We start from the raw sequence: 11326 nt of genomic DNA, 5'->3' as shown, positions 1-11326 counted from the left end.
TCGAGGGGCGATGAACGTGATCAGCGTGATTATTCCGACCCACAACGGGGGAGCGCGGATCGGCCGGGCGGTCGAGTCGGTATTGGCCCAGGACCATCCGGCAGCCGACATCGAGATCGTCATCATCGACGACGGCTCGAACAACGATTCGCGTGCCGTCCTTGAGGAACTGGCAGCGCAATACCCACGGCAGATTGTGCTGCGGCACCAGACCAACGCCGGGCCAGCCTCGGCGCGCAACTATGGAATGCGCATTGCCCGGGGCGAGTTTTTTGCGTTTCTCGACGATGACGACTATTGGGCGCCGTCCAAGCTGAGCCGCCAGGCCGCGCTGCTGGAAAGCCGGCCGTCGTGCGGCCTCGTGTACTGCGACGCGGTGTTTGTGGATGAGGACGGCAGCGAACTGATTGGCTACCCGCGCACGATGGGCCTGCATCGCGGCGATGTACGCCTTGCCCTTTATCTGGACCAGTTCTTGATGCCGACCGCCGTGATGATCCGGCGGAGCTGCATTGAGCGATGTGGGGATTTTGATGAAGCCCTGGCGGTCGGGGAGGATTACGAGTTTTTCCTGCGCATCAGCGAGCACTACGAATTCGACTTCATCGCCGAACGGCTTACCTATCGGGTGGTACGGCCCGGTAGCCTCAGCCGCATCGATTACTCCCTCGATGCGCGAACCGACCTGGCGACGTTGCGTGCCTTCATCGCACGCAATCCCGACATCGCCCGGCAGCATCCCGACAAGGTCCGCGCCAGGCTGGGCGACTATCACATCGAGTTTGCGAACCGGCTCTTCCGCGAGCTGCGGATCCGCGAAGGCGCTGTGCAGTGGAGCAGGGGATTCCTCGCGTATCCGCGGTTGCGGCCGTTGAAATCATCGATCGGAGCCATCGTCCGCGGTGCGCTGGACACCAGCGGCTAGTTCGATGACGCGGGGACCACAGCGCTCGACAGGCCTGGAAGGCATCGGCACCCATTACCGTCGCTACGCGATGGGCAACGTGATGGCGTTGGCAGCCGGCCTGCTTTCCTTCCCGATACTGACCCGGACACTGAGCAATTACGAGTTTGGGGTCATCGGATATCTCGATGCGATCCTGCTGGTACTTGCGGCGGCGTTGAAGCTCGGCCTGGGCGATGCACTGCTGCGTTTCTATCCACACGGCCAAGGGGAGGCCGCGTTCCGGACGTACCTGGCCAGCATCCTGCTGGTGCCGTTGCTGGCCTCGCTGGCGATGTGGCTGGTGCTCATGCTCGGACTGGCCGTGTCCGTCGCGCTTGGCTGGGTACCGCAGGGCGTTGCTGCATTGCTCGCGCTTGCCGCCGTTCCATTCACCGTATTCGCCAGCTACGTGCAGTGGCTGATGGGCGCGCAGGAGAAATCCGGCGTCAACGTCATCACCGGAACCGCCGCACGCTGGTTGCAGACCCTGTGCGTGGTCACCCTGGTCCTGATGCTGTGGCCGAGCGCCACGTCGGTGTATCTGGGCCGGCTGCTTGCCGCGGCCGTCATGGCGGTATGGATGGGCCGCTGGTTATGGCAGCAGACCGCGTTCAGCCTGAAGGACGTGGACTTCAAACTGACCCGGTCGGCGATCATCTACGGCATTCCGCTGGCGCTCAATGAAATCTCCCAGATCCTGTTCGGGTTCGTCGATCGCCTGGTGCTGAAGGCCGTGCAGGGCGACATGGAGGTGGTGGGTCTGTACGTCATCGGTTCATCGCTGGCGATGTACGTCAGCATGCTGGTCAGTTCAGCCCTGGGCCAGGCCTATACGCCGGTATTGAACCGCCTGTACATCAGCGAGGGTGCGCAAGCGGTTGCACAGTTCAAGCAGCGCATGCTGGTTCCGCTGACGCACGCGGTGGTACTTCTGGTCACCGCGCTGATCGTGACCGGGCAGGATTTCTTCATCCTGGTGGCTGGATCGGACAAGCAAGGCTCTGCCCCCGTTTTCGTGATGCTTTCGGTGACCTTTCTCGGCGCGACGCTGTTTGCCATGGGTGGCTATGGGGCCATCCTCGCAAAGCGCACCGGGCTGGTACTGATCGCGAATCTGGTCGCGGTCACCGTCAAGATCGGCATGAACTTCCTGCTGATACCCGGTTCGGGCGTCATGGGAACGGTCTACGCCACCATGATCGGACAGGTCGTTCTCGCAGTCGGCATCTACGTCACCTGCCCGGCAGATCTGCGCGTCATGCCTGGCCGAAGGGTGCTGTTGCAGTCGGTAGCGCTGGCACTCGCCAGCGGGACGGCGGCGTGGGCGCTGGCGCAGGCGATGGGTGCACAGCCGCCCGTGCTCAGGCTGGCGGTGTGCGGATCCGTGCTGATGGTGCTGTACTGCGCGCCCGTGCTGGTCATGTTCCCCGGCTTGCGCCGATGGATCTCCGGTGCGCTGCCGTCCCGCGGTCAGGCCCTTTGAAACGGTCGCCTGGAATTCAGCGGATCGACCTGCCGCTCCATGAAAAATGGGCGCCCCCTGAGGAGCGCCCATCATTGTCTCAATCCGATCTTCGATGCCTCACTGGGCAGCGAAGTTGGCGTATGCCGAGACCGTCTCCCGCTGGCTGGTGGCGTCGGAGCGAACACTGTAGCTGCCGACGTCGGAGGCGGCCCGGCCCAGGCTCAAGCGCCCGTTGGCGTACCCGCTGGCCGACGTGAGGGCGGCCACCTTGGCGATTCGACCATTGGGCCGGGTCACGTTGAAGATCACGCGTGCCCCCCTGACCGGAGTCGATCCTTTGAGCACCCGCGCGGTCATCGTCACGCGATCGCCGCGGTTGTAGACGGCCTTGTCCACCGTGACGCTCTGCGTGAAGCTGCCGGCGACCGGCGGCGTGGGAACACTCGCCGCGGCGACGGTGTAGGTCGCGGACGCACTGGCAGTGTGCGCCTGACCCACCGCGCTGCTGACGCCCGCGCCAATGCCGTAGCTGCCGGCCTTGGCGGCCGTCGGCGAGGTCACCACCAAGGTCGTCGTAGCGGTCTTGCCCGGTGCGATCGCCAACGAGGAGGCGAGCGTCGCGTTCCATAACGACGCCACCGTCCTGGCCAACTTGAAGCTGGTGCTGGCGCAGACACTGGTGTCGTTGTTGCGTACCGAGAGCGTGTAGTCCGCTTTGGTGCCCGCCTTCATGGCGCTGCTGGGACCGGCCAGGGTGACCGTGGGCGCCGCCCGCTGGCAGTTTGCCGGCGGGGTGACGGGCGGGGTTACCGGCGGCGTGACCGGTGGGTTTACCGGTGGCGTGGAACCTCCGCCGCTCTGTACTTCAATGGCACCGATATCCGAACCCGCGCCCACCGGGCGCTTCTGCAGCAGGAAGTCGGTGTTGAATCCGCTGATCGCAATCGCCTTGTCGATGACCGGGCTGCCGGCCAGCGGCAGGGGATCGAAGTTGGCCATGCTGCTGTTGGTCAGCTTCGGGTCCTTGTCGCAGATGCTTCCCGGCGGACACTGGCTCTTGGTCTGCCAGACCAGGTTGCCGGCGAAGTTGGGTACCGCGTTGCCCCCATCGGCGTAGTAGGCGCACGTCTGCTCCGGCCAGCCGCTGCGGGTGGCCAGGTAGTCCGGCTTGCCGACCAGGACGTTGTTGAGGATGTCCAGCTTGGTGGTGGGGGTGCCGCCGCCGGTCAGGATCAGGCAGTCGCCTTCACCGACGATGGTGTTGTGGCGGATGGTGGCACTTTGACCCGGCTGCAGTCCCACCGACACGGTGTTGCCCAGCGCGCGGCACTGGTCGCCGTTGAGCATGAAGTGCTTGCCGGCGAAGTAGGAGCAGTAGCCGTTGACCACCGAGTTCTCGATGAGCGTGTTGCCCTGCACCTTGAGCTGGTTGCCGGCGTTGGAGGTGGCGTACACGCGGCGGACGGTGACCGAAGTGCCCGGGGCGCCGTCCATGTAGAGCAGGTCCAGGCCATCGGAGGTGTTGTGGTGGATGAAGGAGTCCTCAATCAGCCACTGCCCGCCGGTCTTGGCCGTTCCCAGGCCGTCGCCGTAGCCGCCGCCTTCCTGCGCCCAGCACGCCCACGGCTCGCCGGTCTTCCAGCGCTCGCCGCAGCCGTTCCAGGCGATCTCCACCTCGCGCAGGATGATCTGGCCGGCGTTGGAGCTGGCCGGACCGATGTCACCGTCCCAGCCAACCCAGCCATTGGCGTTGATCTTGACCCGCTCCACGGTCCAGTCGGTCAGGCCGCCGGCACGGATGCCGGTGTGGGCCAGGCCGTGGATGTTGAGGTCGTGCAGCCAGACATTGCGCGAATTGGAGGCGGCCAGTCCGGTGGAGGCCCACGGACCGAAGGGCGCCTGATCGCGCTCGCAGCGCGCACCCGCATTGCTGTGGTTTTCCACGCAATCGCTCTGGTCGGTGATCTCCAGGTTGCCGATCTCCACGTTGGAGCTGCCGTGCAGGTTGAGGACCATGCTCACCCGCTCGTTGCCCCACAGCTTGGGCGGGTTCTTGGCGTCCTGGCCCAGGATGCGGGTCCTGGCATTGGCCGAGGGCCCGCTGGGGACGGGCGCCATGAAGCAGTCGTAGGCCCAGGCGGAGTAGCAGCGGCCGCTGGTGTCGGCTGCGCCGGGTGCGCCCCAGCCGATCATGTAGCTGCCAGAACCGATGATCAGCGTGTCGCCACCGGCGATGCGCGCGGTCTCGTTGGGCGGCAGCGCGTAGTAGGGGTGTTTCCAGGCACAGGCCTGGTTGGTACCGGAGCCGGAGTAGCGGGCATCGGCCTTGCCGGTGCACTGGGCGGCCGTGCCGCCGTCGGTTCGTACGTAGTAGGTGGTGGCAGCCTGGGCTGAGCCGATGGCGGCCAGGGAAAGCAGGAGCGGAAACATTGGTTTAAGCAATGCTCGCGCCCCGCGACGGGTCGGGGGAAGTCTTGAGGACATCTGGGGTTCCGGGCAAATGGATGAAGTGGGACTCATCCTTGTTGTCCGCCCGGGGATTATTGACATTTGACTGACGCAAATTGTCCATTGCGTCACAGTTTGGTCGGATGTCGCGTGACGCCCGTCACACGAAGATCACGACTGGGGGTTCCAAAAACCCAGTATAAACAATACCTTAACGATTCCGGCCCATCTGGATGTACTCGTCAAAGTGCTTGCCGGACGCTCGTGGGCCGGCCCTGTGCATGACCGGGCTGCCAGGCAGCGGTCGGGGATCGAAATCCGCCAACGTGCTGTCCGTCAGTCCGGGATTTTCACCGCAGACGTTGCCGGACGGGCAACCCTTGGTCTGCCAGACGAAGTTGTCGGCAAAGTGCAGGGTGGGGCGGCCCCCATCGGCGTAGTAGGCACACGTCTGCTCCGGCCAGCCGCTGCGGGTGGCCAGGTAGTCCGGCTTGCCGACCAGGACGTTGTTGAGGATGTCCAGCTTGGTGGTGGGGGTGCCGCCGCCGGTCAGGATCAGGCAGTCGCCTTCACCGACGATGGTGTTGTGGCGGATGGTGGCACTTTGACCCGGCTGCAGTCCCACCGACACGGTGTTGCCCAGCGCGCGGCACTGGTCGCCGTTGAGCATGAAGTGCTTGCCGGCGAAGTAGGAGCAGTAGCCGTTGACCACCGAGTTCTCGATGAGCGTGTTGCCCTGCACCTTGAGCTGGTTGCCGGCGTTGGAGGTGGCGTACACGCGGCGGACGGTGACCGAGGTGCCCGGGGCGCCGTCCATGTAGAGCAGGTCCAGGCCATCGGAGGTGTTGTGGTGGATGAAGGAGTCCTCAATCAGCCACTGCCCGCCGGTCTTGGCCGTTCCCAGGCCGTCGCCGTAGCCGCCGCCTTCCTGCGCCCAGCACGCCCACGGCTCGCCGGTCTTCCAGCGCTCGCCGCAGCCGTTCCAGGCGATCTCCACCTCGCGCAGGATGATCTGGCCGGCGTTGGAGCTGGCCGGACCGATGTCACCGTCCCAGCCAACCCAGCCATTGGCGTTGATCTTGACCCGCTCCACGGTCCAGTCGGTCAGGCCGCCGGCACGGATGCCGGTGTGGGCCAGGCCGTGGATGTTGAGGTCGTGCAGCCAGACATTGCGCGAATTGGAGGCGGCCAGTCCGGTGGAGGCCCACGGACCGAAGGGCGCCTGATCGCGCTCGCAGCGCGCACCCGCATTGCTGTGGTTTTCCACGCAATCGCTCTGGTCGGTGATCTCCAGGTTGCCGATCTCCACGTTGGAGCTGCCGTGCAGGTTGAGGACCATGCTCACCCGCTCGTTGCCCCACAGCTTGGGCGGGTTCTTGGCGTCCTGGCCCAGGATGCGGGTCCTGGCATTGGCCGAGGGCCCGCTGGGGACGGGCGCCATGAAGCAGTCGTAGGCCCAGGCGGAGTAGCAGCGGCCGCTGGTGTCGGCTGCGCCGGGTGCGCCCCAGCCGATCATGTAGCTGCCAGAACCGATGATCAGCGTGTCGCCACCGGCGATGCGCGCGGTCTCGTTGGGCGGCAGCGCGTAGTAGGGGTGTTTCCAGGCACAGGCCTGGTTGGTACCGGAGCCGGAGTAGCGGGCATCCGCCTTGCCGGTGCACTGGGCGGCCGTGCCGCCGTCGGTTCGTACGTAGTAGGTGGTGGCAGCCTGGGCTGAGCCGATGGCTGCGGTAGCCAGCAGCCACGTCGCCGTGCGGAGTGCCGTGCATGGGCGATGGCGACCGCGTTCGCCGGCGCTTGACCGGTGCCGCCGCCAGGTCGCGCTCACGGAGGCGATTCCACCGCGACAGGTTGGGTTCTGCGCCTTTTCTCACCGGCGTCGGGCAACGAAGTCATGCGTACCGCGGCGCCGACCACGCGCATGTGCGCCGGCACATCCTTGGTCACCGCTGTATTGGCGCCGATCACGACTCCGTCGCCGATGCTGATGTCGCCAATCACCTTCGCCCCGGCGCCGATATAGACGTTGTCGCCGATCCGCGGCCAGCGGTCGGATTTCCCCGCGCCCTTGTAGCCGATGGTGACGCCTTGGGACACGCTGAGGTTGGCCCCCGCGTCGCAGACAAGGAAGATGCCGCCAAAATGGCCAATGTACAGCCCCGGCCCGATGTTGGAATTAACCGAGATGTCGATCCCGAACACCAGTTCCATCGGCACCTTGAGCACCCGGTAAACCAGCTTGAACGGGAGCGACAGCCAGCGCGGCCTGATCGACTTTGCCCAGCGTCCGTACCGGTACAGGCAGGTGGCGATGAATCCGTAGGTGAGACAAGCATGAAACGCTGCGGCACGGCGTCCTTCGGCGCTCTCCGCCCGGTAATAACGACGCAGGTCCTGTGAAAGCAATTCGAACAACGGCGTCACCTGACGTTGGCTCGGGCGGTCGACCGGAGGTTCCGGCACTGGGATACCCTTGCTATTACGCACTGGGCGTCAAGCACCGGCCAAACCATGAAGCGGCTGCGATGACCTACCTCCTGTATTCGCCGCTGAGCTGGGTGCTGCTGATCGCTGGCGGCCTGCTACTGGTGTGGACCAGGCTGGGACGGCGCGGTCGGGCCGTTGGGATCGGCGTGTGGGTGCTGGCAATGGTCTTGCTGACCCCTTGGGGCGGCAACGCGCTGATCCGCCACGTGGAGTCCGAAATCCCGGCAGGCATGGACTGTGCGTCCGCTGCGGTGGACTGGCCGGAGACCGTGCCGATCGTGCTGATGTCGGCCGGATTCGAGACCGACCCGGCGTCGGATGACCCGTATGTTGCGCTGTCCACGAAGAGTTGGCGGCGCCTTCGAGCGGCGGTCCTGCTGTCGCGGAGCATGCCCGAAGCGCCGTTGTATATCGCCGGAGGCGGCCCCTTCGTGCTCAAGGAGTCGGCGGTGCTGTCGGCGCTGGCACGCGATTGGGGCGTCGCCCCCGCCACGCTTCACGCCGAGGACGGGTCCACCACGACCTGGGAGAGCGCATTTGCGCTGCGCTCGATGATCGGCGGGCGCGTGCGGGTGGTGAGCTCCGCGCTGCACCTGCCGCGCTCGTTGATCGCGTTCCAGGCCGCCGGGTTCCAGGCCTGCGGCCAGCCCAGCGACAGCGACTACCAGGGCCCCGGAGGCCTGGGCTATTACCTGCCACAACGCTCCGGCTTGCGGCGCTCGGAGATGGCGATCTACGAGCTGCTCGGCCAGGTGCTGTACCGCTACCGCGCCAATGGGCTCGTTCCTGCGGTCCCTGCAGGGCAGGCGGGCGTAGTCACGCCACCGCGTGTATCGGCAGCCCCCGGGCTTCGGCAAGGTGTGCTCCAGAAGGGGCGTCCTCCAGCAAGGTGTCGTAGAAGACCAGCGCCGTGCGGCTGATGCCTTCCCAGCCGTAGTGCGACTGCGCGCAGCGGCGCGCCGCCAGACCGAGTGCATGGGCGCGGGCCGGATCCGCCAGGAGTTCCAGCACCGCATCGGCAAACGCCTGCGGCTCGTCGGCAAACAGCGCGTCATCGCCGGGTTGCAGGAAGATGCCTTCGCTGCCGATGCGCGTAGTGACGATGGCCTTGCCCAGTGCCATGGCCTCGAGCACCTTGAGGCGCGTACCGCTGCCGGCCCGCAGCGGCACCACATACACCGCGGCGTCGTGGACCAGCGGACGCAGGTCGGACACGAAGCCGGGCAGATGGACGTTGGCGGCAACGCGGACCGGAACCTCCAGCCCGGCCGACTTGCCGACCAGCACGAACTGCGTGTCGGGTCGCATCGCGAGGATGCGCGGGAATATGTCGGCCAGGAACCATTCGACCCCGTCGCGGTTGGGAAACCAGCCCATCTGTCCGACGAATACCAGTCGGTTGCCGGACGCCTGCGTGGCGGCGGGCTGATTGAGCTGCACGTCCACGCCGTTGGGAACCAGTTGGACGCGCGCGCCGGGTGCGAGTGCGCGCAGCGTTTCGGCGTCGTCGTCCGAGCATGCGAGTATCGCGTCTGCGCGCCGACAGGCGGCCTGTTCGAAGTCGTGCAGCCGGTTCAGCTGGCGGCGCAGGAAGGCGCGCGCAAAGGTACGTCGTTCGATGCCTGCGCGGATCCGCAGCAACCGATGCTCGACATTGTGGGCGTTCATCACCAGCGGGATGCCGTCTGGCACGCAATCGGCGTGGGCCATCAGCGGCAGCATGTCGACGTGGACCAGATCGGCCTGCCCGGCGCGCTCACGCAGCCGCTTGCGGAACTCCGCCGAGGCGTACCGGGCCGCCAGATACGGCGTGCGTGTCAGCGTGCCCGCAAGCAGCGCGCGCCCGAGGGCGATCGGGGAGCGCTCGCCTGGAATCGGGAATGTCTCCAGCGCTGCGAGGATGTCGCGCAGCGGGCCGGCCTGGGCGGGCTCGTCGTCGCGGCGCAGGAAGCTCATCAGGGTCACTTCATGGCGCGACGCCAGCGCCTTGAGCAGGTGCCATGAGCGCAGTTGGTGCCCCTCCGTTGGCGGGTAGGGCAGGCGGGTGGTGAGGACCAGCAGCCGCGCCATCAGTGCCGCTTCCACAGCTGCGATGGCTGCCATGCCACGAACGCGGGCAGCGCCAGCAGGGCGGCCAGGTTGAGCATCAGGAAGGTGCCCGCCGCCGGCAGCAGCGGAACGCGGGCGGCCAGCGCGGGTAGGCGCAGGCCGATCGCGGCCCAGAGATAGCCCAGCACCTGCAGCGCGAACAGGCTCCGGTAGAGCGCTCCGCCCGCGACCGCGGAGGCCACCAGCGCGACCAGCAGCGCCCATGGGACGAGCAGGCGCAGGAACTTGTGCGAGAACCACGCCAGGAAAACGGGATTACGCAAGGGATGCATCAACACCGGCATCCGCGCGAGCAGCTGCCAGTTGCCCGCCAGCGTGCGCAGCTTGCGCGCGAACTCCTCCCGCGCGTCGGCGCTGGGCGTGTCCAGTGCGAGTGCCCGACGCGCCATCCACACCCGGTGCCCGTGCAGGCGGACGTGCAGGGGGAGCCACATGTCATCCAGCACCGTACCCGGGGGAAGCGGCTGGAACAGGGCGGGCCTGATCGCGTGGATGGCGCCACTGACGCCGTGCAGCCAGCCAAGGCGCGCCTCGTGGAAACGCAGGGCTTTTTCCATCCGCCAGTACAGGCCAAGCCCCTCCGCGCCGGCGCCGGCCCCCTCGCGTTGGATAACCAGTTCGCCGCTGACCGCACCAACCGACGCATCGGCAAACGGCGCCACCAGATGGCGCAGGGCGCCGGGGGCGAAGCGCTGCCGCGCGTCGGTGAACACGACCAGCCCGCCGCCCATCTCATCCCTGTCGGCCATGCCCGCATTCAGGGCCGCGGCCTTGCCGAGGTGGCGCGGCAGTGACTGTACGCACACCCGGGCGTCGCCGATGGCGGCGGCGAGCGCGGTTGCATCGGTACTGCCGTCATCGACCACGCGCACACGGATCCGGTCCCCCGGATAATCCTGGCGCAGGATGTCGCGCACGCGCCGGGCAATCCGCTGCTCTTCGTTATGGGCGGCAACCACCACGGTCAGCGATGGCCAGCAGTCTTCGGCCATCGGTTCGTGCGCGCTGCCGGCAGGGCTGCGTCCGATCCAGCGCGCGAGCGCCGCGGCCAGCAGCGGGTATCCCGCATACGCATACGCGGTGAGGCCGATACACAGCCAGAAGACCAGCGCGGCGCTCACAGGAGCCTCGCGCGGACGCGCTCGTAGCCGTCATTGCCCAGCACCAGCTTGGGCAGGCCCAGCGCCAGATGGCGGGCGCGGGTCAGTTGCGGGTACGCGCCGCGCCACGCGACGAGGCTGGAGAACTGCGCCAGTGACAGCGAGCGCGTCACCGCAATGCGTTGCCACCATCGCCCGTGCGGCAGCCGGCGGTTGGCACCGGGCACGGAACCCAACAGGTAGCGGTAGCCCAGCTCCATGGCGATCCGCCGTTCGCGGGCGCCTCCGCGACCGCCGGGCAGCGCGATGGTGTCGACGCGCTGGCCGCTGAGCTCTTGCAGCCGCTCGCGGCTCTCGCGCAGCTCGCCGATCACGCGTACCTCGTCGAGGTCGTCCAGGAACGCGTGGCTGCGACCGTGCGAGCCGATGCCCATTCCCGCGTCCGCCAGCGCGCGAACGTCCGCGGCGGTCAACATCCCCTGCTGGCCGAGGAAGCCGGAGGTGATCAGGACGTCCGCGCACATGCCGCGCTCGCGCAGCAGCGGCAATGCGACCTCCAGGTTGGACACGTCGCCGTCGTCAAAGGTGATGACCACCTGCCCGGCAGTGTCGGGGTCCAGGTCATCCAGCCGCGTCGCCCGGTAGCCGCGTTCGAGGAGCCAGTCCAGCTGGCGGGCGAAGTCAGCCGGGCGGACGCTGTAAACCGGATCGAAGCGTCCCCGTGCCGCCGGGTCCGGATGCAGGCCGTGGTACATCAGGATCGGCAACATG

At 67.0% G+C, this 11326-nt stretch carries 9 protein-coding genes; 3 read left to right on the top strand and 6 right to left on the bottom strand.

Going from position 1 to position 11326, the window contains the following annotated elements:
* The first annotated feature begins 10 nt into the window (after positions 1 to 10).
* Positions 11 to 925: a glycosyltransferase family A protein gene (locus tag INQ40_RS08475; RefSeq protein WP_194340093.1), complete on the top strand. Its 915-nt coding sequence runs from the start codon at positions 11 to 13 to the stop codon at positions 923 to 925.
* 4 nt (positions 926 to 929) lie between these two features.
* Positions 930 to 2429, top strand: coding sequence for an oligosaccharide flippase family protein (locus INQ40_RS08470; RefSeq protein WP_194340092.1), 1500 nt, complete (start codon positions 930 to 932; stop codon positions 2427 to 2429).
* Between the two features lie 99 nt (positions 2430 to 2528).
* Here the strand turns inward: INQ40_RS08470 and INQ40_RS08465 are convergent, their stop codons facing one another.
* From INQ40_RS08465 to INQ40_RS08455, 3 genes are all read right to left on the bottom strand, one after another.
* A complete protein-coding gene (locus tag INQ40_RS08465; protein WP_194340091.1) occupies positions 2529 to 4841 on the bottom strand; it encodes a choice-of-anchor Q domain-containing protein in 2313 nt (770 codons plus the stop codon).
* A gap of 229 nt (positions 4842 to 5070) precedes the next feature.
* Positions 5071 to 6687: a hypothetical protein gene (locus tag INQ40_RS08460; protein ID WP_194340090.1), complete on the bottom strand. Its 1617-nt coding sequence runs from the start codon at positions 6685 to 6687 to the stop codon at positions 5071 to 5073.
* Positions 6684 to 7274 (bottom strand): DapH/DapD/GlmU-related protein, encoded by a 591-nt coding sequence (locus INQ40_RS08455; protein WP_194340089.1) that lies wholly within the window; start codon positions 7272 to 7274, stop codon positions 6684 to 6686. Before INQ40_RS08455 ends, INQ40_RS08460 begins: the two co-directional genes overlap by 4 nt.
* Positions 7275 to 7384: 110 nt before the next feature.
* On the opposite strand from INQ40_RS08455, the gene INQ40_RS08450 reads away from it, so the two are divergent.
* Positions 7385 to 8266 carry a YdcF family protein gene (locus INQ40_RS08450; RefSeq protein WP_194340088.1) on the top strand — a complete coding sequence of 294 codons (882 nt, stop codon included), beginning with the start codon at positions 7385 to 7387 and terminating at the stop codon, positions 8264 to 8266.
* Here INQ40_RS08450 and INQ40_RS08445 read toward each other — a convergent pair.
* From INQ40_RS08445 to INQ40_RS08435, 3 genes are read right to left on the bottom strand one after another with little or no spacing between them, the layout of a single operon-like run.
* Complete coding sequence (locus INQ40_RS08445; protein WP_194340087.1) at positions 8163 to 9449, bottom strand: glycosyltransferase family 4 protein; 1287 nt, start codon at positions 9447 to 9449, stop codon at positions 8163 to 8165. The two genes, INQ40_RS08450 and INQ40_RS08445, sit on opposite strands and share 104 nt — an antisense overlap.
* Positions 9416 to 10576, bottom strand: a complete 1161-nt coding sequence (locus tag INQ40_RS08440; RefSeq protein WP_194340086.1) for a glycosyltransferase — start codon at positions 10574 to 10576, stop codon at positions 9416 to 9418. Before INQ40_RS08440 ends, INQ40_RS08445 begins: the two co-directional genes overlap by 34 nt.
* Positions 10573 to 11325, bottom strand: coding sequence for a polysaccharide deacetylase family protein (locus tag INQ40_RS08435; protein ID WP_194340085.1), 753 nt, complete (start codon positions 11323 to 11325; stop codon positions 10573 to 10575). The genes INQ40_RS08440 and INQ40_RS08435 overlap by 4 nt, the downstream gene beginning before the upstream one ends.
* Position 11326: the final 1 nt, after the last annotated feature.

This window comes from Lysobacter sp. H21R4 (assembly GCF_015277535.1).
In the GTDB taxonomy this organism is placed as follows: domain Bacteria; phylum Pseudomonadota; class Gammaproteobacteria; order Xanthomonadales; family Xanthomonadaceae; genus Novilysobacter; species Novilysobacter ciconiae.
Note: the sequence above shows the minus strand (reverse complement) of the source record. Positions and strands in the feature narration are given on the sequence as shown.

Bases quoted from the DNA above. Each gene is read 5' to 3' on its own strand.
- INQ40_RS08465 (WP_194340091.1), bottom strand. From the start codon at position 4,841: ATGTTTCCGCTCCTGCTTTCCCTGGCCGCCATCGGCTCAGCCCAGGCT.
- INQ40_RS08450 (WP_194340088.1), top strand. From the start codon at position 7,385: ATGACCTACCTCCTGTATTCGCCGCTGAGCTGGGTGCTGCTGATCGCT.
- INQ40_RS08470 (WP_194340092.1), top strand. From the start codon at position 930: ATGACGCGGGGACCACAGCGCTCGACAGGCCTGGAAGGCATCGGCACC.
- INQ40_RS08435 (WP_194340085.1), bottom strand. From the start codon at position 11,325: ATGTTGCCGATCCTGATGTACCACGGCCTGCATCCGGACCCGGCGGCA.
- INQ40_RS08445 (WP_194340087.1), bottom strand. From the start codon at position 9,449: ATGGCAGCCATCGCAGCTGTGGAAGCGGCACTGATGGCGCGGCTGCTG.
- INQ40_RS08475 (WP_194340093.1), top strand. From the start codon at position 11: ATGAACGTGATCAGCGTGATTATTCCGACCCACAACGGGGGAGCGCGG.